The following is an 18,734-nucleotide window of genomic DNA, read 5'->3' on the forward strand; positions in this document are numbered from 1 at the left end:
CAGTCGCCGGAGGTCTAGGACCTCCGGCGCACCCAGCCGGTGCTTAGGCCCGCCCCATCAACAGCCACACCCGAAACCTCGAAAAAAGTAAAGATGGGGTCCGGGGAATTCCTTCCCCGGCCTTCCTCCCTGTCCTTCCCACCAACGTCACAGCCCTCTTTGGCCCCGCCCCCGGCCTCGCTACGATGGGTTGCACCGATGCGCCCCCAGGACCCGCCCCCGCATGGCTGATGAACTCCCTGCCTCGCCGCCAGAAGCACGGGCGCTGGAAACGGCGATCGCGCGGGATATCCATGCCGGCGTGCTGGCCCCGGGTTCCTGGCTGAAGCAGATCGCGTTGCAGGAACGCTATGGGCGCAGCCGCGGCGACGTGCGCCGGGCGCTGGACAAGCTGGTGGCTCAGCGGCTGGTGCAGCAGGTACGCAATTTCGGCTACCGCGTGCGCGGCCTGGAGGATTCCTGGCTGGACGAGTTGCGCCAGGTCCGCCTGATCCTGGAGACCGCCGCCGCCGCGCTGATGTCCGGGCCGGTGGACCGCGCGGACCTCGCCCGGCTGCGCGAGCTGGCGGAGACGTTCAGCCAGGCGGTGGCCCATGGCACCATCCTGCAGCAGAACGAGGCCAACCTGGCCTTCCACAACGGCCTGCTGGAGCTGTGCCCGAACCGGGAACTGGCGCGCATGATCGCGGAGACGCGGATGCGGATGCCGGCCGCGCCCCTGACGCAGTGGAGCCAGCCGGGATGGATCGAGGAATCCGCCCGCCACCACCACGCCATGGTCGATGCGCTGGAAGCGGGGGACCAGCAGGCCTTCGCCAGCGTGGTGCGCGCCCATATCCGCGCGCCGCAACGGCCCCAGCCACTCGCCGCGCCGCCCGCGCGCGAACGCCGGCGTAGCGTCACGGACGCGTCATCGGCCGATTGACTCCGAAATTGGTACCAGTTCTTATGACGGCACGCCCGCCCCGCCCCGGGGCCCGATGCCGCCGCTCCATCTTCCTCTCTCCAGACAGGCCAGGACTCTCGCGATGAACGGTTTCCGCCCCACCCGCCGCTGGCTGACGCGCGCCGCGCTCGGCACCGTCGCCGCCGTCAGCGCGCCGGACTGGCTCAGCGCCGCCCTGGCCCAGGGCGCCGGCGGCACGCTGCGTATCGGCATGGCCGCCCCCAACACCACGCTGGACCCGCATTTCCAGAGCAACGCGCCCAACAACGCCGTCAACAGCCACATCTTCGATGCGCTGGTGACGAACGACGCGCAATCCGGCTCCAAGCCTGGCCTGGCGGAATCCTGGAAGGCGCTGGACGACACGCATTGGGAGTTCAAGCTGCGCCAGGGCGTGAACTTCAGCGACGGCACCGCCTTCGCGGCGGAGGACGCTATCGCCTCCATCCAGCGCGCCAACGACCTGCCCAGCACCTCCTCCTTCCGCACCTACACGCGCAGCATCAAGGCGATGACGGCGAAGGATGCGAACACGCTGCTGATCGAGACGACGGGGCCGGACCCGCTGCTGCCCAACTCGCTCAGCCGCATCCGCATCATCAGCGCCGACCACAAGGACGCGCCGACCACCGAATTCAACAACGGCAATGCCGCCATCGGCACCGGTGCGCTGATCCTGCAGGAATACCAGCCGGGCACGCTCGTCCGCTTCAGCCGCAACGACAACTGGTGGGCCGGGCGGCTGCCCTGGAACGAGGTCGCGCTGCGGATGATGACGGATGACGGCGCCCGCCTCGCAGCCCTGCTCTCCGGCGACCTCGATATCATCGAGGCTGTGCCGAGCCAGGGCACGGCGCGGGTGAAGCAGAACGAGCGCTTCCACCTGATCCGCGGCATCTCCAGCCGCTTCGTCTACTTCGCCATGGACCAGAAGCGGGATGTCACCCCCTTCGTCACCGACAATGCCGGCAAGCCTCTGGAGAAGAACCCGTTCCGCGACGTCCGCGTGCGGCAGGCGCTCTCCATGGCCATCAACCGCCAGGCCCTGGCGGAGCGGGTGATGGAGGGCGATGCGGTCATCGCCAGCCAGTTCCTGCCCAAGGGCGGCGCCGGTACGTCGGACAAGGTGGAGGTCGTGCCCTTCGACGCCAACCGCGCCAAGGCCCTGCTGGCCGAGGCCGGCTATCCCAACGGCTTCCGCGTCACCCTGCACGGCCCGAACGACCGCTACATCAACGACGCCAAGATTGTGCAGGCCGTGGCGCAGATGCTGACGCGCATCGGCGTGCAGGCACAGGCCGAGGTGATGCCCTGGTCGGTCTATTCCGCCAAGAACGCCAATGCCGAGTTCAGCATGATGCTGGGCGCCTGGGGCGTGAACACGGGCGAGACCTCCAACCCGCTGAAGGCGCTGGTCTCCACCTACGACCGCCAGGCCGGCATGGGGGCCAGCAATGTCGGCCGCTATTCCAACCCGGAGGTGGACAAGCTGGTGAAGCAGGCGCTGCTGACCATGGACGACGCGGCGCGCAACGCGCTGCTGGCCCAGGCCAGCGAGCTGGTCTTCGCCGATTTCGCCCTGATCCCGCTGCACCACGAAGTCTCGGTCTGGGCCGCCCGCAAGGGCCTGAACTACGAGACGCGCGCGGACCAGTACACGCTGGCCATGGGCGTGACGAAGGGCTGAAGGCTTTGCCGGCTGGGCCCGGAATCATCGGGCCTGGCCGCCGAGGACTGGCACAGTGCAGCACCGGAGTTCGAAGGCGTGCACTGGGGAATTGAGAGGGGCGCTGCCCCTCTCAAACTCTCCCCGCCAAAGGCCTGAGGCCTTTGGAAACCCATGTGTTGGCTGCCACCGTTGCGGACACCTGGATGTTGGGGGAATGCTTCCCGCATCTGCACTGCTCCGCCTTCGGCGCAGCGTCGTAAAGTATTGTTTTATATAAATATCATTCAAACCCAGGCCACCCACCATCGGGCTGTGGCGCGACGCGACTGAACGCGGGTGCAGGGGATCGTATCCCCTGCCGGGGGAGCTCGAGGGGGCAGAGCCCTCTCGATCCCACCGTAGAAACGGCGTTTCCAAACGGCCCCCGGAGACCAGACCATGACCGACGCACCCGCCACCGCCGAAGCCACCGCCCGCGCCAAGGCGATCTACGACCTTGGCCCGACCGTGATCTTCTCCTGCAAGGCCGATCCGCGCTTCCAGTATTGCCTCTACGTACCGCCTCAGGTGGGCAAGGGCACCAAGGTGGACCTGCTGGTGGCGGTGCATGGCACCGGCCGCACCAGCTTCCTCGACTTCCGTGATGGCTTCGCCGAATTCGGCAAGTGGAACGACGTCGCCATTCTCTGCCCCATCTTCCCGGTCGGCGTGCTGGGGGATGGCGCCCGCAGCGGCTACAAGTACATGCAGGAAGGCGACATCCGCTACGACCTGCTGGTGCTGGAGATGGTGAAGGAGGTGGCCGAGAAATACGGCCAGGACTGGTCCAGCTTCGCCATGTTCGGCTTCTCCGGCGGCGGCCATTTCAGCCACCGCTTCGCCATCCTGCATCCGGACAAGCTGTGGGCCGCCTCCATCGGCGCCTCCGGCTCCGTCACGCTGTTGGACGCGGACAAGGATTGGTGGGTTGGCATCCGCAACCTGAAGGAGAAGTTCGGCATCACCTTCAATGCCGAGGCATTGGCAAAAGTGCCGGTGCAGATGGTGGTGGGCGATGCGGATCTCGAGACCTGGGAGATCACCCACAAGCCCGGCGGCACCTACTGGATGGAAGGCGCCAACGATGCCGGCGCCACCCGCCCGGAGCGCCTGAAATCCCTGGCAGCCTCCTTCGAAAAGGCGGGCGTGAAAGTGCAGCTCGATCTCGTCCCCGGCGTCTCCCACGATCGCATCAAGGTGCTGGATCGCGTAAAAGACTTCCTGGCCGGCGTGCTCAAGACGAAGCGGGCCCGCTGACATGCCCGGCATGATCGTCGCGCCGCAGCCGGAGGCGGTGGAAGCCGGCGCGGCGGTGCTCGCACGCGGCGGCAACGCCATCGATGCCGCCATTGCCTGCGCCTTCGTGCAGGGGGTGGTCGATCCGCTGATGTGCGGCATCGGCGGCTTCGGCTCCATGCAGGTCTACATGCCGGGCCGCGGCGTGCACGAGGTGCTGGAATTCTACGCCCGCGCCCCCCTGGCGGCGACGCCGGACATGTGGACGGACAAGCTGCTCGGCCAGTCGCGCGACGGTTTTGCGTTTCTGCTGGAAGGCGGAATCAGCGAACAGGGCCACCTGGCCGTCTGCACGCCAGGCAATGTGAAGGGCTATGCGGAAGCCCTCTCCCGCTACGGCACGCTGGATTGGGCGGATGCCATGGCGCCGGCCATCGCGCAGGCGAAGCGTGGCGTGATGGTGCGGCCGCACATGCACTGGTTCTGGAGCCAGGACCAGCGCGGCAGCGGCCAGGTGAACACCGCCGACAAGCTGCGCCTGACCGGGACCGGCCGCCGCGTCTACTTCAACGAGGACGGCAGCACCAAGCGCCCCGGCCAGATGCTGCACAACCCGGACATGGCCTGCACGCTGGAGCGTCTGGCCGCCGGTGGCCCCGATTTCTTCTACAATGGCGAACTGGCCGAGCAGATGGCGGCCGACTTCGCCGCCCAGGGCGGCCTGATCCGCCAGGACGACTTCGCCGCCTACGAGCTGTCGGTCGTGCAGCCCATCTGGGGCGCGTATCGCGGCCACCGCATCTCCACCACGCCGCCGCCGGCCAGCGGCATGCTGATGCTGCAGATTCTGCAGATGCTGGAGCATTTCGACCTACGCGCGCTGGAGCATAACGGCGTCGAGCACGTGCGCCTGCTGGCCGAGGCGATGAAGCGCATGACCATCGACAAGGACAACCACATGGGCGACCCCGCCTATGTCGATGTCCCCATCGAGCGCCTCATCTCCCAGGACTACGCCGCGCAGCAGGCGGACAGCATCCGCCGCGGCGAACGCGCACAAGTAAAACGGCTGGACAAGTCGGACCGCGACACCACCCACATCTCCGTAGTGGACAAGGACGGCAACGCGGTGGCGCTGACCCACACGCTGGGCAGCCCTTCCGGCGCCATCACCGAAGGCCTCGGCTTCATGTACAACGGCACGATGAGCCGCTTCGACCCGCGCCCGGGCCGTGCCGGTTCCATCGCGCCAGGCAAGCGCCGTTCCAGCTCCGCCGCGCCCACCATCGTCTTCAAGGGCGATGCGCCCCACATCGTCATCGGCGCACCGGGCGGCAGCTACATCGCGCCGGCCGTGGCCCAGGGCATCATGAACGTCATCGATTTCGACATGTCGATGCTGGAAGCCGTGGCGGCCCCGCGCATCGTCGCCGTGTCCGATTCCATCGACGTCGCCAACCGGGTGAAGATGGCGGTGACGGACGCGCTGGAAGCCGATGGCTACTCCATCAAGCGCAGCCCGATGAGCTACGCCTTCGCCGCCCTGCACGGCATCCGCATCCAGGACGGCCAGCTGGACGGCGGCGCGGACCCGCAACGCGACGGCATGGCCATTCGCGTCGCCTGAGGTGTACGGAGGGGAGGACAAGGCCGGGGAAGGAATTCCCCGGACCCCTTCTTTTCTTTCCGCGCGTTTGGCGAAGCGCTTCAGGACTGAGAGCGGACGCTGCTTGATGATTTTAATCATGGGCCGCGCGGGCTGAACCGTCAGTCGCCGGAGGTCCTAGACTTCCGGCCCACCCAGCCGGGTCTCAGGACCAACCGCCCGACAGCCCTGCCCAAAACTCGAAAAAGTAAAAGAAGGGGCCCGGGGAATTCTTTCCCCGGCCTTCCCTTTCCTTCACACCAGCCTAGCAAAACAAGCCTCCCCAAATGCCCCGGCGTTAGGGGTTTCTCAAGCGGTTCGGCCCACCCTCTCCCGCAATCATGAAGGGATGTTGGGCATGCGGATCCGCACGTTTTTCCTGGCCTGTTTCTGTGGTGTGGCTGTGCCTGGCGCGGTTGCCTCGCTGTGGCTGTCCAGTGCCGAGTGGTCGCTGTGGGAACAGGCGGAGGATGCGCGCGCCGCCACCCGTGCCGTCAGCGACGCGCAACGGGCGCAGACGGCCATCGCAGTTGAGGTCGGCGGCTATGTCTCGCTGCTCCGCATGCCGTCCCCGGATATCGAGCTGGCCCGCCGTGCTGCCGCGCAGACCGAGCAGTTGTTGCAGGCGGCTGTAACCAGTGCCCAGAAGGGCGGCTTCCAGGCGCATCTGGCGCAGAATGCCATCACCCGCATCGCCGGCGTCCGCCAGCGCGCCATGGCCGATTTGGCCCGGCCGATGGAAAGCCGCGATGTCAGCCTGCAGGCCCTGACCCAGACCACCCGTAACGAGACGGCGGAGTCGCTGCGCCAACTAGGTGCCGAGGCCGCCGTGCGGGTGTTCCACACCGCGCCCGACGCCGCCATTTTGGTCGAGGTCGCCAGCAATGCCATGGATTTCCGCGACTATATGGGCCGCCGCAGCACCGCCGTCAGCAGTTGGATGAGCGGCCAGCCGGTGCAGCCCGCGGCTTACGACACTGCCCAGGCGCTGACCGGGCGGATGGAGCAGGCCTGGGGCGCCGCGCAGCGGCTGGTGGCCGGCCTGCCCAACAACGCGCCGATGCAGGCAGCCGTGCGGGAACAGCACGCCCTGCAGGCCCAGGCCGAGCCACGCTGGCGGCAGATGCTGGAGCTGGCGCGCGGCGGGGCGATGGGCGGCACCGTCAATTGGGGCACTACGGTCGCGGAGTTCCGTCCGTGGTCGGTGCAGTCGCAGGCCTTCATCCTCAGCTTGCGGGACGCGGCGCTGGATGTGGCGATGCAGCGGACGGACGAGGCCTCGAACGTCGCCCGCAACGGCTTCATCGCTGCCCTGGCCCTGGCCCTGCTGGTGTGCGGCCTGGCCGCTGTTTCCATCACCCTGCTGCTTCGCCGCATCGTGCAGCCGCTGCGGGCGCTGACCGGCAGCGTCACCCGCATTGCCGAGGGGGAGCTGGATCTCGTCGTCCCCGGCCAGCAGCGCAAGGATGAGCTGGGCGCGATGGCGCAGGCGGTGGAGACCCTCCGCGCTGGCTCGGTCGATCGCCTGGCGATGGCCGAGGCGCAGCAGGAAGGCCAGCGCCAGCAGATCGAACGCGCCAAGCGCGTCGATACCCTGCTGCGGGAGTTCGAGGCCGATACCGCCGATACGCTCCGCGCCGTCGCCTCCGCCGCGACGGAGATGGACGCCACCGCCGCCGGCATGGTGGATATTGCCACCAGCGGCAACAGCCGCGCCTCCGCCGTGGCCAATGCCTCCCAGCAGGCCAGCGGCAACGTGCAGACCGTCGCCGCGGCGGCCGAGGAACTCTCGGCCAGCATCAGCGAAGTCGCCCGCCAGGTGCGGGACAGTGCCGCCCGCGCCCGCGAGGCCTCCGAGGCCGCGCAGAACACCGACCGCACCGTGCGCGGCCTGTCGGAAGCCGCCGGGCGCATCGGGGACGTGGTGCAACTGATCACCGGCATCGCCAGCCAGACCAACCTGCTCGCCCTGAACGCCACCATCGAGGCCGCACGCGCCGGCGAAAGCGGCAAGGGCTTCGCCGTGGTGGCCGGGGAGGTGAAGTCCCTCGCCAGCCAGACCGCCAAGGCCACCGAGGAAATCGGCCAGCAGATCGCCGCCATGCAGTCCGAGACCGAGCGCACCGTGCAGGCGATCGGCGACATCGCCCGCATGATCCGCGAACTGAACGACGCCACCAGCCTGGTGGCGGAAGCCGCCGGGCAGCAGGCGGAGGCCACGCAGGAAATCGGCCGCGCGGTCGCCCAGGCCGCGGAAGGTACCGAGGCCGCTTCCCGCCACGCCGCCGGCGTCAGCGAGGACGCCGAACGCACCGGCCGCGCCGCCGGCGATGTCCGCGGCGCCGCCGGGGAACTGGCCCAGCAGGCGGAAGGGCTGCGGGGGCGGATGGACGGGTTCCTCTCAGCACTCCGAGTGGCCTGACGCTTCTCCCCCTTCTCTTGAGCAGGGCCAGGAAAGCGAGAAAGGAAGACTGGGGAAGGAATTCCCCAGACCCCTTCTTTCTTCGAGTCTTCTGGGCGGGGCTGTTGAGCGGTTGGTCCTGAGACCCGGCTGGGTGCGCCGGAGGTCCTAGACCTCCGGCGACTGAGGGTTCAGCCCGCGTGCTCTCATATTTAAAATCAACAAGCAGCGCCCGTTCTCACTCCTGAAGCGCTTCACCAAACTCGCAGAAAGAAAAGAAGGGGCCCGGGGAATTCTTTCCCCGGCCTTCCTCACCTTTAGCTTTCCCCAGCCAAGGCCACGCTTCAACTGCGGCGGGAAGCCGAGGCCAGTTCGCGCAGGCAGGTGGCTTCGGTCCGGCGTTCCACGCCGGACGCGCGGGCGGTGGCGTAGGTCACGCGCAAATCGGGGGCGGTGCGGTCCCGGTACAGCATGATGTCCAGATGGCAGGCGGTGCTCTGGTACAGCCAGATTTCCGCTTCGCCTTCATTGCGGCGCAGGCTGGGCTCGCCCAGCAGGCGGCGGATGGTGGCGGGGGGCTGGCCCAGGAGCTGCGCGGCCTGGGTTGGCACGCCGTCCAGCGCGGGCATGGCGGGCTGGCCGGCGGCGGTCTGTTCCACGCTGGGCGCGGTCAGGGGCTGCATGCCAGCCAGGTTGGCGCGGTAATTGGCCAGCACTTCGTCCAGCACCGCCTGGCGGTCGACCGCGGGCTGCTGGGCGCAACCGGCCAGCAGCGCCGCGCAGAGCAGCAGGGGGGGAAGGCTTCGGGCCAGCATGGCAGGCGGCATAGCCGATGCCGGCGCAAACAAGAAGGGCGGGCCGGTTGTCCGGCCCGCCCTTCTCGGCACTGTCAATACGCGGCGTCTATCGTGGGCGTGGCTTATTCGACCACGCGGTCCACTTCGCTGTGGGCCAGCGGCATGGCGGGGCGGGGCGCCGGGTTGCTGTCGCTCAGCATTTCCATGCGGCCGGAGACCTGGCCGCCTTCTTCCACCTGCAGGCGGCGGCAGCGGGCGACGCCCAGCACGCGGCCGGTGCTGCGGATGATCAGGTTGCCCTTCACCGTCAGCGTGCCGTCGAAGATGCCGGCGATCTCGGCGTCCTCGACCTCGACCTCACCCTTGAACACGCCGGAATGCGTGATCTGCAGCTCGGCGGCGTGCATCATCTGGCTCTCGACGGTGCCTTCGACGACCAGCCGCTCGGCATCCGTGACGGTACCCTGCAGGCTGATACCCTTGCCGACGACCATGGAGCGGCGCTCCGCGGCCGGGGCCGGGCGGGCGCCGGTGGCAACGATGGGGCCGGCGCCAGCCATGGGGGGGCGGGGCGGCATGCCCATGCCGGTCGGCTGACCGGGCTTCGGCGGAAGGTTCATGGCGGCCTCCTTGGCGGCGGCGGGACGGAAGGGGGGAACGGCCAGGTCGGGGTCGCGCGCCACCGGAACGGTGGTCGGCGCGCCGCTATCCGGCGAATCCGGAACGGCCCCTGGCGCGGGTGGAGTGGGTTCTTCGCGGCGGCGGCGGAAGACGGACATGAGCTCCCCCTTTGCACAGCTGGTTGTGAAGCCCCGTGCCGGTCAGCGCGGGGCCAGGCTTTTGGTCATCGTCCCAATCGGCGCGCCGCCCCGGAGAGGGGAAGCCGCATGCCGGGCGGCACGCATCGGATCATCACGCCCGGCGAAGGACGCGATGCCTTGGGCTATCATGCGGCAGGCCGTGCGGACAACCGGGGGCAAGGCTTCTTCGTATTTTTTTCAGGGACTTCTTTGTAAGCGGACCTGGCGCCGAGGCCAGCGATCACCTCGCACGGAAGTCTTTTTCGTTCCAGTCAAGCACGGGTCGCGCCGCAGAATGTGAGCGGCCGGGCCGCACCCCGCCCCCGTCGGCACCCCGGCGCCGAAGTGAAGCCACGGGCAACGGCCGCCCCCGGCAGCGGCACGCCACCCCCGCCGCCCGCAACCCCTGGCCGGGCGGCGTGACGGCTGCTATCGCGCAGGTTCACCGCGAAACAGGGTTCCTTCATCATGGCGGCTGCGCCCACCCTCGACATCCTCGGCATCGGCAACGCCATCGTGGACGTGCTGGCCCGCGCCGAGGACGGCTTCTTGGCCGCCCATGGCATGACGCCCGGCGCCATGGCGCTGATCGACGCAGCCCAGGCGGATGCCATCTACGCCGCCATGGGCCCTGGCGTGGAAAGCAGCGGCGGCTCCGCCGGCAATACCTGCGCCGTCGCGGCGGCGCTGGGCGCCAAGGTCGGCTTCCTCGGCAAGGTGGCGGACGACCAGCTCGGCACCGTCTTCGCGCATGATATCCAGGCCGCCGGCGTCAGCTTCCCCACCGCGCGCCTGAGCGGCGGCGCGCCGACCGCGCGATGCCTGATCCTGGTCTCGCCGGACGGGCAGCGGACCATGAACACCTTCCTCGGCGCCTGCGTCACCTTTGGCGAGGATGACGTGGACGAGGCCGCCGTGGCGGCCGCCGCCGTCACCTACATGGAAGGCTACCTGTTCGACCCCCCGGCCGCGCAGGCCGCCTTCCGCCGCGCCGCCCGGCTGGCCCATGCCGCCGGCCGCAAGGTGGCCATCAGCCTCTCAGACGCCTTCTGCGTCGGCCGCCACCGAGACGCCTTCCGCGCCTTCGTGGCCGAGGAAGCCGACATCCTCTTCGCCAACGAATCCGAGATCCTCAGCCTCTACGAGACCGAGAGCTTCGAGGAAGCCACGGAACGCGCCCGCAAGGACGTGGCCATCGCCGCCCTGACGCGCAGCGAACACGGCAGCATCATCGTCTCCGGCGCAGAGACCATCTCCGTCGCCGCCGTGCCGACCAAGGTGGTGGACACCACCGGCGCGGGCGACGCCTACGCCGCCGGCTTCCTCGCCGCCCTCACCCGCGGCTTGCCACTGGCGGAATGTGGCCGCTGGGGCTCCATCGCCGCCGCAGAAGTCATCAGCCACTTCGGCGCCCGGCCCCAGGCGGAGCTGAAGGCCCTGGTCGGCGTCTGAGCAACCTTCTGGAGAGGGGGGCTTGCCTTGTGGCCTTTTGAGAGGGGCGCCGCCCCTCTCAAACTCTCCCCGCCAAAGGCCTGAGGCCTTTGGAAACCCGGGTTTCGGGTGCTTCAACTAGCAGGCGGGGCCACCATAAGGTTCTGCTTTATTTCATAGTTTTCTAGACCTAGGAAAGGCGGGACCAGCCAAGGGTTCATGTCGCCTACGGCGTCCGTGACAACCTGGGCGGGTCGTCCCGTCAGTCGCAGACAACCGCCCACCAGCGAGACCCCCCAGTTCACCGCTCCACCCAAAAACTCGAAGAAAGAAGATGGGGGCCTGGGGGAATTCTTTCCCCCAGCCTGCCCTCACGTTTCAAACGCGCGGGCAACCAGCGCGCCTGTCCCCTACCCCACCACTCCCATCGGCTTCGCATCCCCCGCCCCCACCACTTCCCGCATGGCGATGATGGTGCGGAAGGCGCGCACGTTCGGGTCGTCGTGGAACACGTCCCGAGTGAAGGCTTCGTAGGCTTCCATGCTGGCCAGGCGCAGCAGCAGCACGAAGTCGGCGTCGCCGGTGACGTACCAGGCCTGCCGCACTTCCGGCCGGTTGCGCAGCTTGCGGGTGAAGGCGTCCAGCGCCGCCGAGCCTTCGCGTTCCAGCGACACCAGCACATGCATGGTCAGCGGCGCCCCCAGCACGGCGGGATGCACCACGGAGATGTCGGCGGTGATGATGCCGTCCTGCCGCAGCCGGCGCAGGCGCCGCAGCACCGCGCTTTCCGACAGCCCGACCCGCTCGGCCAGTTCCCGCGCCGGCAGCTGGTTGTTCACCTGCACCTGCGCCAACAGGGCATGGTCGAAGCGGTCGAGGGTGACGGATTTGGGCAAGGCGGCCCCTTCCAGCGCTGCAAATCGCCGGAGTGTCGCAGAAAAGGGGCGCCAAGGGCCAGCGGGCGCGCGAGAATGGCCGGCATGACGGCCCAGCCTCCCCTTCGCCCCGCCACGCCGCGAACCGGCGCCCTTCCTCCTTCCTTGCCGGACCTGGGCCGATGAGGGCGCCGGCCGGGCGCGCGCAGCAGGTCTCCACCCGCATCGCCTTTCTTGGCGCCGGGATAGGCATGGCGGCCTGGGCGCCGCTGGTGCCCTTCGCCAAGGCGCGCGCCGGGCTGGATGATGGCATGCTGGGCCTGCTGCTGCTGTGCCTGGGGGCGGGGTCCATCCTGGCCATGCCGCTCTCCGGCGCCCTGGCTGCCCGCTTCGGCTGCCGGCGGGTGCTGCTGGTGGCGTTCGCCGTGGCGCTGCTGGCCATGCCGGTCCTGGCCAGCGCCTCCAGCCTGCCCGTGCTGGCACTGTCCCTGTTCGTCTTCGGCGCCGGCATCGGCTCGGTCGATTGCGTGATGAACATCCAGGCCGTCATCGTCGAGCGTGACAGCGGCCGTGCGATGATGTCCGGCTTCCACGGCCTGTACAGCCTGGGCGGCATCGTCGGGGCCGGCGGCGTCAGCCTGCTGCTGGCGCTGGGGGCCACGCCGCTGCTGGCGGTGCTGGTGGTGGTGGCCGCCATCCTCGGCGCCCTGGCCTGCGCGGCGCCGCACTTCCTGGCCTATGGCAGCCGCGGCGACGGGCCGGCCTTCGCCGTGCCGCATGGCATCGTGCTGTTCATCGGCCTGCTCTGCTTCATCCTGTTCCTGACCGAGGGCTCGGTGCTGGACTGGAGCGCGGTGTTCCTGACGCAGGAGCACGGGCTGGATGCCGCCTATGGCGGGCTGGGCTATGCGGTGTTCTCCGTCACCATGACGGCCGGTCGGCTGGCGGGCGATGCCATCGTTCAGCGGCTGGGCGGCACCCGCATCATCATCGGCGGCGGGCTCTGCGCCGCCGGCGGCCTGGCGCTGGCCACGCTGGCACCGGGCTGGCCCGTGGCGCTGCTGGGCTACGCGCTGGTCGGCGCCGGCTGTTCCAACATCGTGCCGGTGCTGTTCAGCGCCACCGGGCGGCAGAGCGTGATGCCGGAACACATCGCCATCCCCGCCATCACCACGCTCGGCTATGCCGGCATCCTGGCCGGCCCGGCGGCGATCGGCTTCGTCGCCCACGCCACCAGCTTGCCCGCGGCCTTCCTGGTCGTCGTCCTGCTGCTGCTGGGCGTCGCCGCCAGCGGGCGGGTGCTGAAGGTCTGACGGCATCGGGGCCGGGACGCCCCGATCGTTACCAATTTGTCAGCGGGCATTTCATGAAAAATCCGCTTCTGGCCTGAAAGTCCTGAAACGCGCGCACAACCTCGCGCGTCATCCAACGCCGCGAGGCACATCCTCTCAGGATTACGGGTTCATGACAGCATCCCCGGCCACCCTCGCGCCCGCCGGTCTGCCACCCGCGCGCCGCGCGTCAGCAGGCCAGCCCGGCCACCGCATCCATCGCGGGCTGGATGGGCTGAACTTCTTCCTCGCCGATGTGCGGGATGGCCTCGGCCCCTACCTCGCCATCTACCTCCTTGCCGTGCGGGGGCCGGAGCAAGGTTGGAACCCGGCCACCATCGGCCTCGTCATGACCATCGCCGGCATCGCCGGGCTACTGGCGCAGACCCCTGCCGGCGCGCTGATCGACCGCAGCCGCAACAAGCGCGCCATCGTCATCGCCGCCGCCATCGCCGTCACGCTGAGCTGCGTGGTCCTGCCCTTCGTCAGCAGCTTCTACGCTGTCGCCGCCACCCAGTCCGTCGCCGGCATCGCCGGGGCCATCTTTCCGCCAGCCCTCGCCGCCATCACCCTCGGCGTCGTCGGCCCCAAGGCCTTTGCCCGCCGCATCGGCCGCAACGAGGCCTTCAACCACGCCGGCAACGCCGTCTCCGCCGCGCTGGCCGCCGGCACCGCCATCTTCTTCGGACCCATCGTCGTCTTCTGGATCATGGCGCTGCTGGCCGTGGCCAGCATCGGCGCCACCCTGCTGATCCCCGCCAAGGCCATCGACGACGACGTCGCCCGCGGCCTGGACCATGCCGAGGCGGCGGACGACACGCCCGATGCCGCCCAGCCCTCCGGCCTGCAGGCGCTACTCTCCCATCGCCCGCTGCTGATCTTCGCCGTGCTGATGGCGCTGTTCCACCTGGCCAACGCCGCCATGCTGCCCACCGTCGGCCAGCAGCTCACCCAGGTGGTGGGGGAAGCGCACGCCACCTCCCTCATCGCCGTCTGCATCGTCGCCGCGCAGTGCGTGATGGTGCCGGTGGCCATGCTGGCGGCAACGCAGGCGGAACGCTGGGGGCGCAAGCCGGTCTTCCTCTGCGCCTTCGGCGTGCTGGCCTTGCGAGGCCTGCTCTACACCTTTTCCGACAGCCCCTACTGGCTGCTGGGCGTGCAGCTGCTGGACGGCGTCGGCGCCGGCATCTTCGGCGCGCTGTTCCCGGTGGTGGTGGCGGACCTGACGCGCGGCACCGGCCGCTTCAACGTCAGCCAGGGCGCCATCGCCACGGCCCAGGGCGTCGGCGCCGCCCTCAGCGCGACACTGGCCGGCAGCATCGTCTTCGGCGCCGGCTACTCGGCGGCCTTCCTCACCCTGGGCGCCATCGCGGCCATCGGCTTCCTCGGCTACCTCTTCGCGATGCCGGAGACGAAGGACCATGCCGGGGGGTGAGCGAGGGGTTCGACAGTCGCGGCGTAGGTGGTTGAGATTTCGGAAAAAGGAAGAAGGCCGGGGAACGAATTCCCCGGACCCCTTCTTTTTTCTGCGAGTTGGGCGCAGCGCTGCAGGACTGAGAGCGGATGCTCTTCGATGTTTTTATAAATGGGCCATCAGGGCTGAACCGTCCGTCGCCGGCGGTCTGAGACCTCCAGCGCACCCAGCCATTTCAAGCGCACCGCCTCAACAGCCACACCCGAAAAACTCGAAAAGAAGAAAGATGGGGTCCGGGGAATTCCTTCCCCGGCCTTCGCTTCCTTGCTTCATCTATCCATCTCCCGGGATAGGTTTTCGTTGGCCTACGCATCCCGTCTCCAGAATGCTCCATACGCCCATCGACATCAGGCGCGGTCGACGAACGACAAGGCCAAATCCCGGGCACCTTCATGCAGGCCGGGTGAAGCTGCGCTGCCGGGGCAGCCTGACCACAGGCACGCCCCTTCCAGGTTGAAGCGAAGACCGGCCGTTCCGCCACCCCAGCAACACGCTGGCGCGACGCCACCTCGCACCGCATGATATCCTGCTGAGGGCGCGCGCCGGGGCGGCGCATTGGGGACGAGGACGGGACTGGATGCTGGGACGGCGTGATTTTTCGCGGGTGTTGGCCGGGGCGGCGCTGCTGCCGGTGGCGGCGCGGGCGCAGGGCGGCTGGCCCACGCATCCGCCGCGCTGGGTGGTCGGCTATCCGCCCGGCGGCCCCAGCGATGTCTTCGCCCGGCTGATCGCCGCCTTCATCGGCCCCCGCCTGGGCCAGACCATGGTGGTGGAGAACCGCCCCGGCGGCGGTGCCGTGCTGGCCAGCGAGACCGTCTCCCGCAGCGCGCCGGATGGCTACACGCTGCTGCATACGGATAACGGCAACCTCGTCTACAACCCCGCCCTCTACAGCCGCCTGCCCTATGATCCGGACCGGGACCTGACGGGCGTCGGCTTCATCGGCCGCTTCCCGTTGTTCCTGGTGGTGCGGCCAGATAGCCCGATCGACAGCCTGGCCGCCTACATCGCCGCCGCGAAGCAGCGGGCGCCGACATATGGCTCGCCGGCCGTCGCTTCCCCCCACCATCTGGCGATGGAAATGCTGAAGCGCCGGGCTGGCTTCGATGCCACTCATGTGCCCTATCGCGGCGGCCCGGCGGCGATGCAGGATTTGCTCTCCGGCACCGTGGACAGCGTGTTGATCGATTGCGCCACCGGCATCCCGTTCCTGCGGGACGGCAAGGCCAGGGGGCTGGTGGTGCTGTCCGAATCCCGGTCCGCCCAGGCGCCCACCGTGCCGACCTCGGGCGAGCTGGGCATCGGCAACGCAATCGCCTTCGGCTGGCAGGCGATGTCCGCCCCCACCGGCAGCCCGGACGACGCCATCACCCGCCTGAATACCGAACTGAACGCCGCGATGGCCAGTGCCGAGATGCAGGCCCGCACCACCAGCCTCGGCATCGAGCACAGCCCGTGGTCCCCGGCGCAGCTCAACGCCTTCGTGGCGCGGGAGAGTGCCGAGTGGCGGCCGTTGATCCGCGAGCTGGGCATCCGCCTGGATAGCTGAGCCGGATGTTCGGCCTGCCCTGGCGCCGCACCCGCCGTGGTCCCTACGGCTTCGCGCGCGTTGGCGCCTGGAACAGCAAAGTGCTGGGCGCCGTGCTGGCCCGGCAATGCTACGAGGCCGGCCTCGCCGGCCCCGGCGTCACACTGCCGGAGGAGCCCGAATGGGTCGGCCTGCGCGGCTGCCTGTGCCGGCAGGCGGACCTGGAATCCCCCTGGCTGCACCATTGGTGCGGCGCCATCGGCATGGTGCCCTTCTACCACCGCAAGGTGTGGGAAGCGGCTTTCATCGCCCAGGCCATCTGGGAAGCCGGGCTGCTGGCACCCGGCCAGCGCGCCCTGGGCTTCGCCGTGGGGCAGGAGGCCATGCCAGGCTTCCTCGCCACCCATGGCATGGAGGTCCTGGCCACTGACCTGGACCCGCGCGACCCACGCGCCGCCCGCTGGGCCGCCACCGGCCAGCACGGCGCCACCCGTGCCGCCGCCCCAGCCGGCCTGGCCTTCCGCCCGGTGGACATGGCGCGCATCCCGCGCGACCTGCACGGGCGCTTCGACCTCGTCTGGTCGATGTGCGCGCTGGAACACCTGGGCAGCATCCGCGCCGGCGGCACTTTCATCCTGAACGCCATGCGCTGCCTGAAGCCGGGCGGCCTGGCCGTCCATACAACGGAATTCGACCTGGACGCCGAGGGCCCGCCCCTCGCCCGCGGCGGCACCGTGCTGTTCCAGGCACGCGACATCGAAGCCCTGCAACGCCGCCTCGGCCGCGCCGGGCACGAGATGCTACCCGTGGACCTGGACCCCGGCGCAGGTCTGCTGGACCAGTTCGTGGATCAACCGCCCTATGGCGAAGCCGACCGCTGGCCCCTCTCCCGCCCCGCCGAGACGCCGCATCTGCGCGTGCTGGTGGAGGAGCGAATCGCGACGTCGATCGGGCTGATTATCCGGGCGAAGCGCTGAGGGTTGGGGAGGAAAGGCCGGGGAAGGAATTCCCCGGACCCCATCTTCTTTTTCGGGTTTTTGCTGATGTGGCTGCTGAGAGCGCGGTCTTGAGAGACGGCTGGGTGCGCCGGAGGTCTAGGACCTCCGGCGACTGAGGGTTCAGCCCGCCTGGCCCATATATAAAATCATCCAGCAGCGTCCGCTCTCAGTCCTGAAGCGCTTCGCCAAACTCGCAGAAAAAAGAAGGGTTCGGGGAATTCTTTCCCCGGCCTTGCTGCCCCCTGAACGCAACACCTGGCAAAGCCCGCGTCACCACAAAGCAGGGCCCGAAACAGCACCAAACCAACCGCCAGAATGTCGAGGAATGGTCGAATGGTCATCGCGGCCTGGCCCAGGATCGCGGCGCGCGGGGTATGTTTGCGGACGGCGGGACTTGAACCCGCACTCCCCGAGGGGAACCAGATTTTCGTACCACCTCGGCTTTCGCCGCCGCCACGCGATGGGGCGTTCGTGGTCTGGACTGTCCCTTCACCATGGCCGTTGGTCTGGCCGAAGGTGCCGCCCGTCCAGTCTCTACACCTTCCCCGTGTGGGGCTTGGCTCGGGATTGGCCTGGGGCCGTGTGGCCCGTTAGCGTTCCCCGACTTTGAGCGGTTCTACCGCGCGGATTTCCCCGCGGGCACTCCAATTGAAGTCTGTTGCGTCTACCATTCCGCCACGTCCGCGTGGGCGGCGGATGGCATAGCGCGGCGGGGCGGGCCGCGCGATAGCCAAAGTGGCGCCGATGGCGTGCGGCGGCTTCAGCCCATCGCCGGCATCGCCCGGCCGCCGACCAGGCGCAGGATGCGGGTCGGCCGCTCCATCCCCAGCAGGCGGTGCGCGATGAGGATGACGCTGCGGCCTTCCGTCGCGCTCTCCAACGTCTCCAAGAAGGCGCGTTCGGCGGAGGGGTCGAGGCCCGCCGCCGGCTCGTCCAGGATCAGGATACGGGCGGGGGAGAGCAGCACGCGGGCCAGTGCCAGCCGCCGCCCCTGGCCGCCGGAGAAGCGGGCACCGCCCTCGCCGCAACCGGTCTCCAGGCCTTCGGGCAGGGCGCGGATGGTCTCGCCGATGCCGGCACGGTCCAGCGCTCGCCACAGCTCGGCCTCGGTGGCGTCCGGCTTGGCCAGGCGCAGGTTGGCGGCGATGCTATCGGCGAACAGGGGGGCATCCTGCGTCAGGCAGGCGATGCGGGCACGCACCGCGTCATGCGGCAGGGTGGCGATATCGACGCCGCCGAGCAGGATGCGCCCCTGGCTGGGGGCCGCGAGCTTCAGCAGCAGCGCGGCCAGCGAGGATTTGCCGGCGCCGGAGGGGCCGAGCAGCGCCAGCCGCCCGCCTTCCGGCAAGTCCAGGTCGAGCCCGGTGAAGACCGGGTCGCGGTCCTCGGCCCAGGCGAAATGCAGTCCTTCCACCTTCAGCGCGTGGCCGGCGGCGGGCTGGGCGGAGGTCGTGGGCTCGGCCACCGGGGCGGGGGTGTCGGCGGCTTCGAACAGGCGGCGGGCACCGGCGCCGGCGGCGGCCAGGGCGGTGCCGGCACGCGGCAGCGCCGCCAGCGACTCGGC

14 protein-coding genes are annotated in these 18,734 nt (G+C 69.3%); 10 read left to right on the forward strand and 4 right to left on the reverse strand.

The annotated features are described in order from the left end of the window. The first annotated feature begins 223 nt into the window (after positions 1 to 223). From IBL26_RS12665 to IBL26_RS12685, 5 genes are all read left to right on the forward strand, one after another. Complete coding sequence (locus tag IBL26_RS12665; RefSeq protein ID WP_187784857.1) at positions 224 to 925, forward strand: GntR family transcriptional regulator; 702 nt, start codon at positions 224 to 226, stop codon at positions 923 to 925. 103 nt (positions 926 to 1,028) lie between these two features. Continuing rightward, entirely contained in the window at positions 1,029 to 2,633 is a 1,605-nt protein-coding gene (locus IBL26_RS12670) for an ABC transporter substrate-binding protein (protein WP_187784858.1), read from the forward strand. Between the two features lie 420 nt (positions 2,634 to 3,053). Then, positions 3,054 to 3,911: an alpha/beta hydrolase gene (locus IBL26_RS12675; protein WP_187784859.1), complete on the forward strand. Its 858-nt coding sequence runs from the start codon at positions 3,054 to 3,056 to the stop codon at positions 3,909 to 3,911. Position 3,912: 1 nt separating this feature from the next. Beyond that, on the forward strand, positions 3,913 to 5,517 hold the full coding sequence (gene ggt / locus IBL26_RS12680; RefSeq protein ID WP_187784860.1) for a gamma-glutamyltransferase: 1,605 nt from the start codon (positions 3,913 to 3,915) through the stop codon (positions 5,515 to 5,517). A 376-nt stretch (positions 5,518 to 5,893) separates the two neighbouring features. Next, positions 5,894 to 7,957, forward strand: coding sequence for a methyl-accepting chemotaxis protein (locus tag IBL26_RS12685; RefSeq protein WP_187784861.1), 2,064 nt, complete (start codon positions 5,894 to 5,896; stop codon positions 7,955 to 7,957). Between the two features lie 323 nt (positions 7,958 to 8,280). Here IBL26_RS12685 and IBL26_RS12690 read toward each other — a convergent pair whose 3' ends face one another. Then, positions 8,281 to 8,751 (reverse strand): hypothetical protein, encoded by a 471-nt coding sequence (locus IBL26_RS12690; RefSeq protein ID WP_187784862.1) that lies wholly within the window; start codon positions 8,749 to 8,751, stop codon positions 8,281 to 8,283. A gap of 104 nt (positions 8,752 to 8,855) precedes the next feature. Further along, a complete protein-coding gene (locus IBL26_RS12695; protein ID WP_408901925.1) occupies positions 8,856 to 9,353 on the reverse strand; it encodes a bactofilin family protein in 498 nt (165 codons plus the stop codon). Positions 9,354 to 10,001: 648 nt separating this feature from the next. Between IBL26_RS12695 and IBL26_RS12700 the strand changes: the two genes are divergently transcribed. Continuing rightward, positions 10,002 to 10,985, forward strand: coding sequence for an adenosine kinase (locus IBL26_RS12700; protein WP_187784863.1), 984 nt, complete (start codon positions 10,002 to 10,004; stop codon positions 10,983 to 10,985). 389 nt (positions 10,986 to 11,374) lie between these two features. On the opposite strand, the gene IBL26_RS12705 is transcribed toward IBL26_RS12700, so the two are convergent. Further along, a complete protein-coding gene (locus tag IBL26_RS12705) occupies positions 11,375 to 11,860 on the reverse strand; it encodes an Lrp/AsnC family transcriptional regulator (protein WP_187784864.1) in 486 nt (161 codons plus the stop codon). 161 nt (positions 11,861 to 12,021) lie between these two features. On the opposite strand from IBL26_RS12705, the gene IBL26_RS12710 reads away from it, so the two are divergent. From IBL26_RS12710 to IBL26_RS12725, 4 genes are all read left to right on the forward strand, one after another. Further along, entirely contained in the window at positions 12,022 to 13,152 is a 1,131-nt protein-coding gene (locus tag IBL26_RS12710) for an MFS transporter (protein ID WP_187784865.1), read from the forward strand. A gap of 151 nt (positions 13,153 to 13,303) precedes the next feature. Next, entirely contained in the window at positions 13,304 to 14,605 is a 1,302-nt protein-coding gene (locus IBL26_RS12715; RefSeq protein WP_187784866.1) for an MFS transporter, read from the forward strand. A 616-nt stretch (positions 14,606 to 15,221) separates the two neighbouring features. Further along, a complete protein-coding gene (locus IBL26_RS12720; protein ID WP_187784867.1) occupies positions 15,222 to 16,193 on the forward strand; it encodes a Bug family tripartite tricarboxylate transporter substrate binding protein in 972 nt (323 codons plus the stop codon). A 5-nt stretch (positions 16,194 to 16,198) separates the two neighbouring features. Next, a complete protein-coding gene (locus IBL26_RS12725) occupies positions 16,199 to 17,149 on the forward strand; it encodes a class I SAM-dependent methyltransferase (protein WP_187784868.1) in 951 nt (316 codons plus the stop codon). Between the two features lie 781 nt (positions 17,150 to 17,930). Here IBL26_RS12725 and IBL26_RS12730 read toward each other — a convergent pair. Then, a partial coding sequence (locus tag IBL26_RS12730) for an ATP-binding cassette domain-containing protein (protein ID WP_187784869.1) occupies positions 17,931 to 18,734 on the reverse strand: 804 nt, incomplete at its 5' end.

Source organism: Teichococcus aerophilus, assembly GCF_014490485.1.
GTDB lineage: Bacteria > Pseudomonadota > Alphaproteobacteria > Acetobacterales > Acetobacteraceae > Pseudoroseomonas > Pseudoroseomonas aerophila.